The following is a 16,123-nucleotide window of genomic DNA, read 5'->3' on the forward strand; positions in this document are numbered from 1 at the left end:
AATTAAACTATAAACACTGTAAAATAGTAGGAAAAATTAATATTTTTTCTATTTTTGAGAAAATTATTTCAAATGAAAAACTATATACTTTTTACTTTTTTGCTGGTATCATTAAGTTTATTCTCTCAAAATACATGGGAGAATGGTAAAATTGAATTCGAAAATGGAACCAGTTTGGACTGTCAAATAAAAAATGAAAACTGGTCTGATAATCCGGAAAGTATAAAATTTTTAAATCAAAGTAATACCGAAATTATAGTTGATTTAAAAGACTTGAAGTCATTTGAAATTTTCAATAAGTTGAAGTATATCAAAGCTTCAGTAGATTTTGAAACTTCGTCTTCAAAATTAGATGAGTTAACAGCAACAAGAGAAGCTGTTTTTGAAAAAAAAGTGTTATTATTAAAAATGCTTATCGACGCAAAAGCAGACTTGTTTGTTTATGAAACCAATGGAAAAACAAGATATTTCTACAGAGTGGATGAAAACCCTATAAAACCTTTAATTTTTAAATCCTACTTGCACAACAACACCCATGTGATGACTAACAAAGATTTTGTGTATCAATTAAACACCGATGTTAGTTGTGGCGATTCTAAGCTAGCTGTAAACAGCATTAATTATCGTGAAAAGGAACTAATAAAATATTTTGAAAAATACAATACCTGCTCAAACAGTACGATAGTTAAGTATACTCAAAAGAATAAATCAAAATTGAATATTAATTTATTCGCAGGACTTAGTTTGATAAAATCAACATTTGAATCCGGTTCAGATTTTTATATAAATAATTCAAGTTCAAATGTTTCTACGTTCAGAGCAGGAAGTCAATTTGAACTCATATTGCCTTTACAAAAGAGAAACATCAGTGCTTTTGCAGAATTATCATATCTAAGTCTTAGCACTTCTTATGTAGAAACGGCAGCTCCAAATTTCACATCAAATACCTCCTTAGATATCAATAAAATAGATTTTCTGTTAGGGCTAAAATATTATTTTTTCATTAATGAAAAATCCAGTATCTATTTGGAAGGGTATTACAGTATTACCTCATTAAATGCAGGTAAAAATGAATTAGTAAGTGTTTTAACTACTGAAAGCGATCCGGATCCAATAAGAACTTTAATTTTGGACGCCAGAAACGAAGGTTATGCGGGTTTTGGTGTAGGTTTCAAATATGATAAAAAATACAGCTTGGGCCTTAGGATAAATGCGGCTCAGAATAGTATCAATTACATCTACGATTGGAATCAAGTAAACTCAGAAATCAGTATAATTGCCGCTTATACTATTTTCTAAATTTTCTCCTCAAAAGGTATTTCTTGATTCAAAATTTCAAGCAACAAATCAAGTAATTCCGTTTTGAAATTTTCCAAAATAGAATCGTCAATTTCGTTGGTTATCACATCCCTTCCTTCTTTAATTTGAAAAGGCATGAATCCTGCTTTCAAATTTTTAAAAGAAATAATGCCTACTTCCATCGCTACATTGGGAAAGGTTGACTGCACCATAAAGGCATAACACAACAACTGAATGATTTTGTCATTTTTGATAGCAAGAGTTAAACCTTCAAATGTCTCAATGGCTAAGCTTCGTTGTTCCACTTTACCGGTTTTGTAGTCGATAATCCGAAGTGTATCGTTTCGTAATTCTATTCTATCCACATTTCCTTTAATAGTTACCGGAAAAGGCAATCGATCATCAATCAATACTTGTTGAAAGTTGTGCTCGAGATACAAAACCGTAACGATATCGCCGGCTTCTAGTAGTTTCTTTTCATAGTGCAAAAAGTTGTAAATATTTCGTTTGGCCACTTCATAAGCCAATAGGTTTTTACCTTTGGTAATCTCGCCTTCTTTATAAACCATTTTGAATTGTTGCAACACTACTTGATCTGCTGATTCCAACATTTTATCAATAATGGAAACCGTCAACAGCGAATTCAAATAAGGCTTGTATAATGCTTCCAAAGATTCGTGAATAATAGTTCCTAAGGTGTTGATGGCAATGTTTTCCTCCACCTCATCCACTTCAGAGATTCGCAATATTTTTTGAAAATAAAACTGAATAGGGTTTCGAATATAAGTAGTAATTGATGAAGGCGACAGCGAGGTTGAAAAAAGGGCTTCCAAGCGTTCCATCACACTTGTTGATTTTTCTATAACTACCGTTTCGTTTGCTTTTTCGGGCAATACGGCATTGTATAATTCGTGTGTTATGGAATGATTCGTGTGTTTTTCAAATTCCAATTGCGTAATAAATCGGCTTTTTTCACCGGCATCAACTCCCTCTGATTCTGTATTATATAAAAGATATACATTTTTGGCTCGTTGCAGCAAATGATAAAAGTGATAGGTATAAATAGCGTCTTTTTCTTTAAATGTCGGCAAACCCAGTTCGCGTTTTACATCAAAAGGGATAAACGAATTTTGAGATTTTCCCGCCGGAAAAGTGCCTTCATTCATTGAAGTAATAATAACCGTGTCAAAATCTAAAACCCTACTTTCCAAAACACCCATTATCTGCAACCCTTGAAGTGGTTCGCCTTCAAAAGAAACTTCATCTAAATCAATTATTTGTTTATAAATAGAATACAAAACAGTAAGGTTCTGAACGGCCTCATGATTCGAACAATAAGTAGTAAGCTTTGTTATGACTTTATAAACAGAATACAAAAAAGCTTTTGCAATTTTATTGCTCTCAGAATCGTTTGAAAGTTGGTTTTTAATTTCAATTAAAATTGCTGAAATAGTTTCCAAAACAACAGTTGGTGAAGCATCCCATTTTTCAAATAGAAGCGAAAACAAAGAATTGGGCTCTTTTTGAATTTCAAAAAGCTTGTCTCTGGTTATAAATGTATAATTGTTAGAATTGATAACTGTTACTAATTTTTTGGCAGCTACAAAAGGTTCAATTAAAGCATTGTTTAAAACATCTAAAACGTCTTTATAATAATAAACATAACTGCTCTTGCTTCTGTTTACCGCATTTTGATGCATTTTAAACAATTTATTCACTACCAATTGAGCCGGATTGTTTTTTCCGGAATAACCCATCGTAATATTGAGCTCTGTAACATCAGCCGGCAACGAATACAATAGCGGAATTAATATCGTTTCATCGCCTAAAATTACAGCCACATTTTTAAGCGGTGTTTCTTTAGCGATGTCATGCAAAATAGCACCGGCTAATTTGGCTTGTCCAATCATTTTTGGAGTACCAAGTATTTGAATGTTTTTAGGCTCATTAAAATGATTAAAAATCCATTCATAGGGGTTTGTTTTATAATGTCGCCAAGTACTCTTAATTTTTCTGGCAAACAATCCGGCATCATGATACGGATCATTTAGAAAAGTAGCCTCTGCATCCCAGAAAATGGTAGCAATATTGAGGGAGAGCAGTTCTTGAATAATTTTTTCTTCAGCTTGATTAAGAGCATTAAATCCCGCAAAAAGATATTTTTTATTGCCAATAGCAGTACTAAAATGGTTTAAGTTGGCAACAGCCTCGCGATAAAGCAATCCTTGATAACCTACTCCTTTTTTTAGTAATTCATTATAAAGCTCTGTATAATAAACTGGCATGTTGTGCCAGAACTTTAGGTAATTATCTATTAATTCCGTTTTGTTTTGTGGCTCTAAATCCCATCTTTTGATGGCTTCAATATCTTTTAAATAAGAAAACACATGATCGGGTTCTAACAAATACCTGTCTATTTCATTAAAGTCTTGCAGTAACGTTTTGGCCCAATTTGAAAAAAGTTCAAAAGTTTGAATTTCCTCTTTTACCGTTATGGAGCAATAAATAGTGTAAAATTCAAAAAGCACTTCAATAGAATCAACAGAACGAAGTCCGGAAACTTCTTCAATAAAGGTCTCAATACTTATAATTGTAGGTGCAAAAAAAGTGTGTTGGCTCTCTTCCTTTAAAGCTTCTAACAGAAATATTTTTGCCCTATTGTTTGGCAAAACAACAATAAGATTCGAAAAATCACTTCCATATTTTTCGAAGATGGTTTTAGAAAGCTTTTGTAAAAAGGTGTTTTCAGGCATTGTATAAAAATAAAAAAAACGCCCCGAATAACGGAGCGTTTTTAAACTTATTTAAAAAGAAATTATTTTATAACAACAACTTCAGTTCTTCTGTTTTGTGCTCTACCTGCTACAGTTTTGTTATCTGCAACTGGACGAGATGGCCCAAATCCTTCAGACTCTAATCTTGAAGCATCAACACCGTTAGCGATTAAGTAATCTTTAACAGCAGCTGCTCTTTCTTTAGAAAGTCTTTCGTTTAATGCTAATGAACCTGTACTATCTGTATGTCCTTCAATTCTGAATCTAGCATATGGATATTCATTCATTACATTTTTGATTGAAGCCAATGTTCCGAAAGAAACTTGTTTAATTGTAGATTTACCTGTATCAAATAAGATTGATTTAGCGAAATCATTCAATTGTTTAACAACTTCTTCAGATACTTCAGGACAACCGTTGTTAGCTACAGTTCCTTTAACATCAGGACATTTGTCATCTTTGTCAAGAACACCATCACCATCTCTATCTGGCCATGGACATCCGTTGTTTTCTCTTGGACCGGCAACATCCGGACATTTATCATCTTTATCAGCAATACCATCACCGTCAGTATCAGGACAACCTCTTAAAGAAGCTAAACCGGCTACTTCAGGACAATCGTCTTCTTTATCCATGATTCCGTCTCCATCTGTATCAGGACAACCATTGAATTGTGCAATACCAAATGTATCAGGACAATCATCTTTATGATCAGGAATTCCATCTAAATCTGTATCTGGACATCCGTTGAATTCAGCAAGACCGAAAACTTCAGGACACTCATCGTCTCTGTCATAAATTCCGTCACCGTCAGTATCTTTACCTCCGAATTTGAAAGTAAGACCTGCCATGTGCTGCATGTGAGTTGGAACTTCTAATCTTTCTTCAGCAAATGAATGCTTGTAAGTAGAACGTAATGAAAGTCCAATAGTTTCAGTAAACCAAAAGTTTACTCCTAAACCACCATTTACATTACCTGCACTGTAATCACCTAAAAAAGTATAACCTCCACCAACATGAGCAACAGGCTCAATGAAGTTTAAGAAGGTTCCAATGCTGTAGTTGATAGCACCATCTACTGCATAGTACATTAAATCACCCGGATCCACAACTGTAAAATCTGCCGGTTTTTCTCGTGGTAATACGAATTTAGTAATTTTGTTAACCGAACCTGTTACTCCAAAAGAGAAGTTTCCGCCAACATGTTTTGTTACTCCAACAGTAGACACAAAAGGAGCAACACTCCAAAAGTCTCTTAAGTTAAAGAACTCAGAAAATTGATTAGTAAAACTTTCCGACGCACTTACCCTTGCTCCATCGACAGCATTTGTTCCAATAGTTATTGCCCATGGATTATTGCTATCCTGTGCATTAGCTCCTAAGCCAATGAATAATAGGCAAGCAATAAATAATTTGTTAAGATGTTTCATACTTGATTTGTTTTGTTTACAAAAGATTGTTAATTGATGCAAAAATATAGTGTTTTGTTGTAATTACAAAACGAAACGTTAACTATTTTTAATAAGAATTATAAACGACATGTTAAATTACACCTAAATCCTTACCAACAGAAACAAATGCATCTATAGCTTTGTCTAAATGTTCTTGTGTATGTGCCGCTGATAATTGCACTCTTATTCTCGCTTTTTCTTTTGGTACAACCGGGTAAAAGAAGCCTATAACATAAATACCTTTTTTCAATAATTCATTGGCCATTGCCTGAGCTAATTTTGCATCATATAACATCACAGGAACAATAGCAGAGTCGCCATCTATGATATCAAAACCTGCTTTTTTCATGCCGTTTTTAAAATAGTTGGTGTTGGCTTCAAGGGTATCTCTAAGCGAAGTGTCTTTTTCCAATAATTCGAAAACTTTAATGGATGCTCCAACAATTGATGGGGCTAAGGAATTCGAAAACAAATAAGGTCGCGAACGTTGTCTTAAAATTTCGATGATTTCTTTTTTAGCTGTGGTATAACCTCCCATAGCTCCACCTAATGCTTTTCCCAAAGTTCCGGTGATAATATCTACGCGTCCCATGACTCCTTTAGCTTCCAAGGTGCCTTTTCCGGTAGCTCCGATAAATCCGGCAGCATGACATTCATCAACCATGACCATGGCGTCATAGGTGTCTGCCAAATCACAAATTTTATCAAGCGGTGCAACCAAACCGTCCATTGAAAAAACACCATCAGTTACAATGAGTTTAAACCTTCTTCCTTCGGCATTGGCTTTAATCAATTGTTGCTCTAAGTCAGCCATATTATTGTTTGCATAACGATAACGTGCTGCTTTACATAATCGAACCCCATCAATAATGGAAGCATGATTCAAGCTATCAGAAATAATAGCGTCTTCTTCTCCTAATAAAGGTTCAAAAACACCGCCGTTGGCGTCAAAAGCTGCCGCATATAAAATAGTGTCTTCTGTTCCGTAAAATTCAGCGATTTTTTTCTCTAATGTTTTATGAATATCCTGAGTTCCACAAATAAATCGAACGGATGACATTCCGAAACCATGCGTATCTAAAGCGTCTTTTGCAGCTTGTACTACTTCAGGGTGTGACGACAACCCAAGGTAGTTGTTTGCACAAAAATTTAAAACTTTTTCTCCGGAGGCAATCGTAATTTCTGCTCCTTGCGGCGAAGTGATAACGCGTTCTGTTTTAAACAATCCATTTGTTTCAATGGTTTCTAATTCGCTTTGTAAATGTTGTTGTATTTTGCCGTACATAATAATTAGGTGTTGTTTTTTTACAAATGTACTATTTCCATTTTTTCTCCAATATAAACCAATGCTTTTTTTGTTACATTATAATGCATGCTTTCTAAAGCTTGACAGTAAGTGGCCACTTGTGTAACATGACTTGATTTGGGCAATCCGGTTTTGTAATCAAGTAGTCCGGCTTCATTTGCCGAAAAAAGTACAATTCTATCGGGTTTTAAAATGGGCCCGCTTTTTTGAATTATAGTTTGCTCATTGAGTACTTGATTGTTTTTATGATAGAAAACGGCTAATTCCGGATGAGATAGAATTTGTTGCAGCGTTTCTGCTATTATTGCTTTTTGTTCTTTGTGAATGATGCCGCTTTCAATCGCAATTTGTATCGCTATTTCAACATCAGCTGTTGATTTTACATGAGATAAAATTTCGTGAATGCAATTTCCGAATGCTATAGCCGATTGTTGCTTGGTGTTCCACATCAAACTTTCGCGATGTGCAATCTTAATCGAATCAAAATCAAAAATCGCATTAAGTTGCGGTATCTTTTTTAATGTAGATACATCGGATGACGCTGAAGAAAGTTTTTCTTCACTTCCAAAAGTATAGTCCGATTGATTTAAATCAAATAAATTTTGACTTTTCAGATAGTTGATAAAAAAAGAGGACATGTTATTTTTGGCTGCCTCACCATCTTTTAAAAGATTCATTTTAGAGATTATATAAAGTTGTTCTTCCGCACGAGTCAATGCTACATACAACAAGTTCACATTGTCAAGTAGTTCTTCTTGTTTTTTAATTGTATATAACGATGCGGCTTCCTCGCCAAAACCTTCAACAGAGGAATTATTGTCAATCAAGGCTTTGGGCAATCCAAAATTACCTTCATCAACCGCTATCCACAATTTGTCTTTTGGCGAACGACTATAGTCTTCTTCTGCAAAAGGAAAAATAACCACCGGAAATTCCAAACCTTTCGATTTGTGAATTGTCATCAATCGAACGGCGTTATTTCCTTCAGGAGAGGGAATACTGAATTTATGACAATTGGTTTCCCAATAATTTAAAAACTCAAGTGTTCCGGTTTGATTTCTAAATTCAAATTCTAAAACCCGATCTAAGAAATCCTGAATGTAAGCATCTGTTTTTTCTGTATGCGAAATGGTTTGCAGTAAAACTTCAACGGCTTCATACAACGACTTTTTCCGAATGGATTGGAAGGATAAAAACAAATCAAACGTTTCGAGCCACGATTCAAATGCGACTTCTTTTTCAATTTTCAAACCTTGGTCTATAAAATCATGCACCGACAATTTATGTTGACAATATCTCGCCAAATAATACAAAAACTTGGCTTTCGCCTCTTTATTGGATTCGTTGGATAAATAATAGAGAAACTGAATTATAGCCTGAACTTCTTTGCTGTTGGCAATCAAAAGCGTTTCTGAAGACACAATAGGAATGGAATGTTCCGTTAAAAAAGCCGCAATTTTTACGCCGGGATCTCTCTTTCTCGTAATCACTACAATATCTTTATATGAAAATCCTTTGGCTAGCACTTTTTCTATAGTTTCTAACGTTTTTTGAAGATAACTATCCGAATCGGTCCAATCGTCTTCCGCAGATTCTCCTTCACTTTTTTCTGATTTTGGAATAAAACGTATCGAAACAAAACCACCTTTTTTAGCATTGCTTTTTTGCCAACTGTACTTTTCATACAATTCTTTATAATCTTGATTTTCAAAATTATTGGCCATAAAGTTGAAAAAACGGTTGTTGAAGTCAATAATCTCAGTGTAACTTCTCCAGTTGGTGTCCAACGGAAACTGCTGTTTATTTGGATTGGAAAAGGGGTTTTCCGTTTTAAACAATTCGATAAATTGTTCAGCTTTGCCGCCACGCCATCGGTAAATGGCTTGTTTCGGATCGCCAACAATCATTAGCGTTCCTTGTTCACCGGTCAAATCTTCGCTCGATAAGGCATTGTCTATCAGCGGAATCAAGTTCTGCCACTGCATAACAGAAGTGTCTTGAAACTCATCAATAAAGAAATGCTTGTAGCGTTCGCCCATCCGTTCATAAATAAACGGAGCCGGTTGATTTTGAATTTTTTCGTGAATAATACTATTAAATTCCGAAATGGAAAGGATGTTTTTTTCCTCTTGAATTTTCAATAACTCGATACTAACTTGGTTTAATAGCGATAACGGATTCAGATTTTTTAAAAAAGCGGTGAGCAATAACAGTCTGTTGGCATTGGCGTTAAATGAAGTATAAAACTCCAACAAACGGGGCATTAGTAAATCTACAGCATCTTTTTGATGTTGAGGTAACGCTTTCGAATAGCGACTGCCTTCTTCAAAATAATTCAGTAGCGAATTGGCTTTACTATCAAATTCTCCTTTTGAATTTTTTAAAAAAAACTTATAAACCATCCCTCTGTTAAATGATTTTTCATCCAATTGATGGTCTTGAATCAATTGAAAAGCAGCAGTTGAAAGTGTGATGCATTCTTGCTTGCCACTTTTGATTTTTTGGAGCAAATCACTTTTTATAGCAACAAATTCTAAAATTGATTTTTCTCTGAAGGCTTCAATTTCATGGCGGTGATTTTCATTAGACAACAATTTTCCGATTTCTTTTATATCTCGGGTAACGTCCCATGATTTGTCGTCATCTGTTTTTTCAATGGCAAAATCGACTAAAAGCTTGGTTAAAACAGCATCGGTCCCCGCTTGAGAGATCAAAGCATCAATGGCTTCTTGAAGTAAATTTTCGGTTTCTGTGGAAATTTCAAACGTGCTCGGCAAATTCAAATCGTGTGCAAACGTTCGAATAACAGTGGAAGTAAACTTATCAATGGTAGAAATAGAAAACGAAGCATAATTATGAATCAAATGCTTTAAAATGATTCTGGCTTTTTGCTTGATTTCAAGTGGCGTCATTTGCAACTCTTCCGCAATTTTGTGCAACATAGCCATGGCTTTATCTGACGGTTGCTCTTGTGCAAATTGCGAAAGGTTTTCAACCACCCTCGATTTCATTTCGCCCACTGCTTTGTTTGTAAAAGTAATGGCCAAAATAGTCTTATAAGCATCTTGTTTGGGTGATGCCAAAATTATTTTCAAGTATTCTTTTACTAAGGCAAATGTCTTGCCCGAACCGGCTGAGGCGTTGTAAATTGAAAAAGCTGCTCTACTCAATTGGAATAATTCTTTATATTAATACAACTATAATGAAATAGTATTTCCTTTTCCAAAGTTAATTGTTTAAATTTGATGCAACTATTGTAAAACATAAAAAATAACGACCATGGCTTTTGAATTACCACAATTACCTTATGCATACAATGCATTAGAACCTTATATTGATGCAAGAACAATGGAAATCCACCATTCAAAACATCATGCTGCCTATACCAATAACTTAAATGCGGCAATTGAAGGAACAGATCTTGATGGTTTGACCATTGAAAACATACTAATCAACTTAGATAAAACGAATGCTGCTGTTAGAAATAATGGTGGTGGTTTTTACAATCACAACTTATTTTGGACGGTAATGACTCCTAATGGTGGAGGCGAACCAACAGGAGAATTAGCAGATGCAATTGAAAGAGATTTTGGTTCTTTTGAAGAATTCAAAGCAAAATTTTCGAAAGCGGGTGCTACGCAATTTGGTTCAGGTTGGGCATGGTTATGTGTTCAAGAAGGTGGCAAATTAGATGTTTGTGGCACGCCAAACCAAGACAATCCATTAATGCCTGGTGTTGGCTGTGGCGGTACTCCTATTTTAGGAATGGATGTTTGGGAACATGCCTATTACTTACATTATCAAAACAGAAGACCTGACTATATTGAAGCTTTCTTTAAAGTTGTAAATTGGGCTGAAGTATCAAGACGATTTGCTATTGAGAAATAAACAAGTCTAACATACAGTTTTAAAAAACGACTCTCTAAACGGAGTCGTTTTTTTATAAAATAAAAAAGGTGGAATTGCTTCCACCCTTTTTGCCCCAAATCTACCATAAACTTAACCGTGCGTACTATGGTAAGTACAAATGTAGGTCAATAAATCAATAAAAACACTTAAAAATAGGTTGTAATATGTGGTTTTTGTAGATTTGATTGTAATCTATTACAGAATTAAGGTAATAATACTAGTTTAAAAGGTGGTTTTTGTTAAAAAACAAAGCAACAATTGAAGTTTTTGGGATAAATAAAAGGGTTCTTTTAAAACGAAAATGGAGAAAAAAAAGGGGTGAAGTTACTTGATGCAGACTTTATAAAATAAAAAAGGTGGAATTGCTTCCACCCTTTTTGCCCCAAATCTACCATAAACTTAACCTACTAATGCTATGGTAAGTTCAAATGTACAGTTATGCTAAAGCATTTAACAAATAAATTAGATGAAATGCAATAAAAGTCGTTAAAAAGTAGCAAATGCCTTTTAATAAGCTCTTGCATCTTTTCCTTCATAGAAATTCATGAAGGCTCGGTTCACTACTCGGTTACCTCCGGCTGTAGGATAATCCCCTGTAAAATACCAGTCTCCCAAATGATTCGGACAAGCTATATGCAAATTTTCTACCGTTTGAAATATGATCTTTACATCGGCTTTGATATCCGAAGAACTTAGCATTTCTGCAATCTTATCCGAAATTTGTTGGTCCGTAAACGGTGCATAGATTTCATTAACATAATTAACAATTTCTGCGTCTTTTAATTTCTCTTGTTGTTTGCACTTTTTATAGACTTCATCAACAATGTGATATTGGTTGGTTTCTTTTAACAACGCCAATGCCGCTCTAAAAGCTACCAATCCTTCTAATTTTGCCATGTCAATGCCGTAGCAATCCGGATAACGAATTTGTGGAGCCGATGAAACCACAACAATTCGTTTCGGATTCAAACGGTCCATCATTCGGATGATGCTTTTCTTAAGCGTGGTGCCACGAACAATACTATCGTCAATAATAACCAAATTGTCTGTCGGTTTAATAACCCCGTAGGTTACATCATAAACGTGAGCCACCAAATCATCCCTACTGCTGTCTTCTGTAATAAAAGTGCGTAGTTTGGCATCTTTAATCGCTACTTTTTCTGTTCTGATTTTAACCGATAAGATTTCTTCTAGTTTTTCTTTCGTTAATGTTTTTCGGTTATTTAAGATGTATTTGTTTTTTCGTTGGTTCAAAAAATCTTGAGCCGCTTCCACCATTCCGTAAAAAGAAGTCTCAGCCGTATTGGGAATATAAGAAAAAACAGAGTTGTCGGTATCGTTTTCAATTACATCTAAAACCGCAGGAAGAATTAACCTTCCCAATTGTTTACGTTCTTGATAAATTTCGGCATCGCTTCCTCTGGAAAAATAAATGCGTTCAAACGAACAGGCTTTCTTTGTCAAAGGTTCCAAAATTTGTTCCATGGAAAAAGAACCATTCTTTTTTATAATCAATGCTTTTCCCGGATCTAATTCTTGCACTTTTTCGAAAGGCACATTGAAAACCGTTTGAATTACCGGCCTTTCAGAGGCAACCACCACGATTTCGTCATCTTCATAAAAAAACGCAGGACGGATTCCGGCGGGATCGCGAAACACAAATGCATCGCCATGACCTAAAAGTCCGGCCATCGCAAAGCCACCATCCCAATTCTTTGATGCTTTGGTTAAAATTTTTGCTATATCTAATTTTTCTGCAATAACAGGCGAAGCTTCTCTTTTGGAAAGGCCATTGTTTTTGCATTCTTGATAGAGCTCAATCACTTCATCATCTAAAAAATGACCTATTTTTTCCATAATAGTAACCGTGTCGGCCATTTCTTTTGGATGTTGTCCCAACTCAACCAGGTTTTCAAACAACTCCTTAACATTAGTCATGTTGAAATTTCCCGCTACAATCAAGTTTCGATGCATCCAATTGTTTTGACGCAAAAACGGATGCACACTTTCAATGCTGTTTTTACCAAAAGTACCGTAACGAACATGCCCTAAAAACAACTCGCCGATATACGGTAAATTTTCTTTTTGCCAAGCTACATCATCAATAAACTGCGGTTTTTCAGTAAGCTCCTCATTGATGCGTTCGTTTATTTGTGTAAAAATATCCTGAATAGGTTGGGCGTGATTGGATCTAACGCGACTGATATAACGCTGTCCGGGCTCCATATCAAATTTGATACTCGCAAAACCTGCCCCATCTTGACCACGGTTGTGCTGCTTTTCCATCAAAAGATACATTTTTTGTATCCCATAAAAAGCCGTTCCGTATTTGTCTTTATAAAATTGCAACGGTTTTTTTAATCGTAAAAGGGCAATGCCGCATTCGTGTTTTAAGTTGTCACTCATTGTGTTGTGTTGTTTAAACTGAATATATTTCAGTTCTTATTGTAGGTTGTTCTTAAATTTTACTAATTAGTTTCGCTTATTTTATTTTACCACATAGATACATAGGTTTTACAAAATTACTAAAGACGTTTCACTCTATTAAAGTAAAACATAGCTTTGTGAATCAGGAACTGATCTATCTAACTCTTTTACTATGTATCTATTTGGTTCAACGGCTTATAAACTATTTCTATAAAAAATGCCCCGAAATTTCGAGGCACACTTTTTTATTCTAATTCTATATCAAATTGAGTCAAAGCTCTAAATTGTTTTAATCTGTCATAAACTTCTTCTTTTTCCAAAACAAGCATTCGCTCTGTTCCAAATTTCTCTACACAAAAAGAAGCTAAATTAGAGCCATGAATAATGGCGTTTTTCATATTGCCAAACGAAATGTTTTCGCTTTGAGCGATAAATCCTGAAAAACCACCGGCAAACGTATCGCCTGCTCCGGTTGGATCAAACACTTCTTCTAACGGTAAAGCCGGAGCAAAGAAAATTTCTTTCCCTTGAAACAACAAGGCTCCGTGTTCGCCTTTTTTAATTACTACATATTTCGGACCCATCGTATGGATTTTTGCAGCCGCTTTCACTAATGAATATTCGCCGGAAAGTTGACGGGCTTCTTCATCGTTAATCGTAATCACGTCTACTCTTTTCATCACTTGGTGTAATTCCGGTAAGGCACAATCCATCCAAAAATTCATCGTGTCCAATACAACCAACTTTGGTTTTTCAGTCATTTGATCTAAAACACTGATTTGCACCATCGGATGTAAATTGCCCAACATCACCACATCTGCATCTTGATAACCTACCGGTACTTTCGGTTGAAAATCAGCCAATACATTTAGTTCTGTTACTAAAGTATCTCTTGAGTTCAAATCATTATGGTATCTGCCACTCCAAAAGAACGTTTTGCCGCCTTTTACAATTTCAATTCCCGAAATATCGATGCCTCTATCTGATAATAAATCCAAATACTCTTGCGGAAAATCTTCGCCAACAACCGAAACAATGGCCGAATCGACATCAAAAAACGAAGCAGATAAACCAATGAAAGTAGCGGCTCCACCTAGTATTTTGTCTGTTTTACCAAAAGGGGTTTCAATAGCATCAAAAGCAACGGTCCCAACGATAAGCAATTTGTTCATTTTTTATGATTTGAAATGAGGTGCAAAGATAGTGGATAGGAAACAAAGTTACAACTGTTTAAACAGCCAAAGTTTATATAAAAAAATGGCGGTTTTTAACCGGAGCGAGTTAATAGGATTTTTGTGAAATTAAGATAGCACTGAGTCTGAAATGTTTTTATATCAGCCAATTTGATTAGTATCCCAAAAAGGAAACAAATAGGCTGTCAAACATTTACAAAGACAAAAAGAAAAACGGCTATAAAAACACATCCCGTAAAATGTTTACCGTTAAAGTTCAAATAATGACCGATGTTATCAAATACCTCAACTCGGTTAATATAAATGTTTTATACGTTTACGATGCGTTACTATGCGAAGAAAAGGACAAACCTTTGGTAGTGGAAACAATGAACCGCATCATTTTAGAGCATGGAGTTAAAACCAGTGTAAAATAAAAAAGGCAAACTAATAAGCTTGCCTTGGGTTTTTAAATTTAATTATTGATTTACAAATAGTTAATTTGTAAATTTTTGTTCATCACTAATTATGCAACATTACCTATTTTGTATACTATCAAAGTAAACTTTCGATGACGGAACATTATTAACATCAAAATAGTCTTTAATATCTCTTTCGGCTGCTTTATAATTTAATTCATATGATTTTAACAAATAATAAATTGACATTTCTTTTGATTTTTTTCGGTTAAATTGATTGATATAATCAGATGAAAACATCATAATATCATATAAATCATAAAATGCTTTAGCAGAATTATGCTCATTTGCCATCATAAATGAGTAAATATAAAATTCAGACGCTCTATTAGAAGATAAAAAGTTTCTTGAAATTTTTTTGTATGCAATAGAATCACCATTATTAATAGCTCTTTTTAATAAACTATCTTTCTCAATTTTTTCAATTTGTAAATCACTTGTATATAAGAAATCAGTCAATTCTTTAGTCTTATTATTATCTTTTTTATTACAAGAAATAATCAATAATGATATTAAAACGATTAAACTATGTGTTTTCATAAAAATAGATATTTTACTTATGTTTTTTTACTTTTAACCCCACCGCTGCCGCACGAATCCGTTCGTGTGGCTTTACAATAAATAAAGTCCTTCAGCATTATAAAATTTATAGTTTCTCTCCTACTTTTGCTTTAATTCAAAAATAGTAAAAATTTTCTTTAATAGAACCACACGAAGGGATTCGTGCGGGAGCGGGGGCAAAATAAAAGGCAAACCTTACGCTTGCCTTTTAGGGTTTAATTTGTATTTATAAATTTCAAATGGATAAATTATTATTTTTTCGTTCATCACTAGTTATAGAACATTACCTTATCTCAAATGTTCCCAAGTAAAAGTTAATCTGTATCTGTTCTTTCGGTTTTATTTTTATAGTTCTGGTTTTTAAATCGTTATTACCAACACTTGATACTTTAATTTGGATATTACCTGGAACTACTTCAAGTGCAAAATAGCCTTTCTCATCCGTTACAACACCAATAACATTATTACAATCAATTGACACATTTGCAGAAGAAAGAATATTTCCAGTTTTTTTGTCTTTTACAAACCCAATAATACTGGCACTTTCCACTTCCCTTTTACCCAACAAGGTATAAGAACCTTTTGTAACGGTTTGTTGAGTTAGTTTATTATTCGCACAGGAATACACAAGAACACAAATCAAAAATAAAATTAATACCTTGTTTATTCTACTTAACTTTTCCATTTATAAATTTATTAGGCTTATTCCCCGTCTCATTAATATGTCCTTTGGCCTGTTTCGAGC

The 16,123-nt window shown here is 34.4% G+C and carries 11 protein-coding genes; 3 read left to right on the forward strand and 8 right to left on the reverse strand.

Annotated elements, in window-relative coordinates; all coding sequences use genetic code 11:
* The first annotated feature begins 72 nt into the window (after positions 1-72).
* Positions 73-1,299, forward strand: a complete 1,227-nt coding sequence (locus IEV15_RS04915; RefSeq protein ID WP_188361397.1) for a hypothetical protein — start codon at positions 73-75, stop codon at positions 1,297-1,299.
* Here IEV15_RS04915 and IEV15_RS04920 read toward each other — a convergent pair.
* The 4 genes from IEV15_RS04920 to IEV15_RS04935 form a co-directional block, all read right to left on the reverse strand.
* Complete coding sequence (locus IEV15_RS04920) at positions 1,296-4,052, reverse strand: PD-(D/E)XK nuclease family protein (protein ID WP_188361398.1); 2,757 nt, start codon at positions 4,050-4,052, stop codon at positions 1,296-1,298. The two genes, IEV15_RS04915 and IEV15_RS04920, sit on opposite strands and share 4 nt — an antisense overlap.
* 62 nt (positions 4,053-4,114) lie before the next feature.
* Positions 4,115-5,503, reverse strand: coding sequence for an OmpA family protein (locus tag IEV15_RS04925; RefSeq protein WP_188361399.1), 1,389 nt, complete (start codon positions 5,501-5,503; stop codon positions 4,115-4,117).
* 112 nt (positions 5,504-5,615) lie between these two features.
* Positions 5,616-6,809: a glycine C-acetyltransferase gene (gene kbl / locus IEV15_RS04930; protein WP_188361400.1), complete on the reverse strand. Its 1,194-nt coding sequence runs from the start codon at positions 6,807-6,809 to the stop codon at positions 5,616-5,618.
* A gap of 20 nt (positions 6,810-6,829) precedes the next feature.
* Positions 6,830-10,000 (reverse strand): UvrD-helicase domain-containing protein, encoded by a 3,171-nt coding sequence (locus IEV15_RS04935; protein WP_188361401.1) that lies wholly within the window; start codon positions 9,998-10,000, stop codon positions 6,830-6,832.
* 109 nt (positions 10,001-10,109) lie between these two features.
* Between IEV15_RS04935 and IEV15_RS04940 the strand changes: the two genes are divergently transcribed.
* On the forward strand, positions 10,110-10,718 hold the full coding sequence (locus IEV15_RS04940; RefSeq protein ID WP_188361402.1) for a superoxide dismutase: 609 nt from the start codon (positions 10,110-10,112) through the stop codon (positions 10,716-10,718).
* Between the two features lie 528 nt (positions 10,719-11,246).
* Here the strand turns inward: IEV15_RS04940 and IEV15_RS04945 are convergent.
* Together IEV15_RS04945 and IEV15_RS04950 are read right to left on the reverse strand one after the other, a co-directional pair.
* On the reverse strand, positions 11,247-13,145 hold the full coding sequence (locus IEV15_RS04945) for an amidophosphoribosyltransferase (RefSeq protein ID WP_188361403.1): 1,899 nt from the start codon (positions 13,143-13,145) through the stop codon (positions 11,247-11,249).
* Between the two features lie 266 nt (positions 13,146-13,411).
* Complete coding sequence (locus IEV15_RS04950; protein ID WP_188361404.1) at positions 13,412-14,338, reverse strand: PfkB family carbohydrate kinase; 927 nt, start codon at positions 14,336-14,338, stop codon at positions 13,412-13,414.
* A gap of 260 nt (positions 14,339-14,598) precedes the next feature.
* On the opposite strand from IEV15_RS04950, the gene IEV15_RS04955 reads away from it, so the two are divergent.
* Positions 14,599-14,775, forward strand: a complete 177-nt coding sequence (locus tag IEV15_RS04955) for a hypothetical protein (protein WP_188361405.1) — start codon at positions 14,599-14,601, stop codon at positions 14,773-14,775.
* Between the two features lie 99 nt (positions 14,776-14,874).
* On the opposite strand, the gene IEV15_RS04960 is transcribed toward IEV15_RS04955, so the two are convergent.
* Positions 14,875-15,357, reverse strand: coding sequence for a hypothetical protein (locus IEV15_RS04960; RefSeq protein WP_188361406.1), 483 nt, complete (start codon positions 15,355-15,357; stop codon positions 14,875-14,877).
* Between the two features lie 304 nt (positions 15,358-15,661).
* Positions 15,662-16,063 carry a carboxypeptidase-like regulatory domain-containing protein gene (locus IEV15_RS04965; protein ID WP_188361407.1) on the reverse strand — a complete coding sequence of 134 codons (402 nt, stop codon included), beginning with the start codon at positions 16,061-16,063 and terminating at the stop codon, positions 15,662-15,664.
* Positions 16,064-16,123 lie beyond the last annotated feature (60 nt).

Origin of the sequence: Flavobacterium orientale, assembly GCF_014638005.1 — a bacterium.
Taxonomy (GTDB): Bacteria; Bacteroidota; Bacteroidia; order Flavobacteriales; family Flavobacteriaceae; genus Flavobacterium; species Flavobacterium orientale.

Bases quoted from the DNA above. Each gene is read 5' to 3' on its own strand.
- IEV15_RS04920 (WP_188361398.1), bottom strand. From the start codon at position 4,052: ATGCCTGAAAACACCTTTTTACAAAAGCTTTCTAAAACCATCTTCGAA.
- kbl (WP_188361400.1), bottom strand. From the start codon at position 6,809: ATGTACGGCAAAATACAACAACATTTACAAAGCGAATTAGAAACCATT.
- IEV15_RS04940 (WP_188361402.1), top strand. From the start codon at position 10,110: ATGGCTTTTGAATTACCACAATTACCTTATGCATACAATGCATTAGAA.
- IEV15_RS04915 (WP_188361397.1), top strand. From the start codon at position 73: ATGAAAAACTATATACTTTTTACTTTTTTGCTGGTATCATTAAGTTTA.
- IEV15_RS04925 (WP_188361399.1), bottom strand. From the start codon at position 5,503: ATGAAACATCTTAACAAATTATTTATTGCTTGCCTATTATTCATTGGC.
- IEV15_RS04945 (WP_188361403.1), bottom strand. From the start codon at position 13,145: ATGAGTGACAACTTAAAACACGAATGCGGCATTGCCCTTTTACGATTA.
- IEV15_RS04965 (WP_188361407.1), bottom strand. From the start codon at position 16,063: ATGGAAAAGTTAAGTAGAATAAACAAGGTATTAATTTTATTTTTGATT.
- IEV15_RS04960 (WP_188361406.1), bottom strand. From the start codon at position 15,357: ATGAAAACACATAGTTTAATCGTTTTAATATCATTATTGATTATTTCT.
- IEV15_RS04955 (WP_188361405.1), top strand. From the start codon at position 14,599: ATGTTTACCGTTAAAGTTCAAATAATGACCGATGTTATCAAATACCTC.
- IEV15_RS04950 (WP_188361404.1), bottom strand. From the start codon at position 14,338: ATGAACAAATTGCTTATCGTTGGGACCGTTGCTTTTGATGCTATTGAA.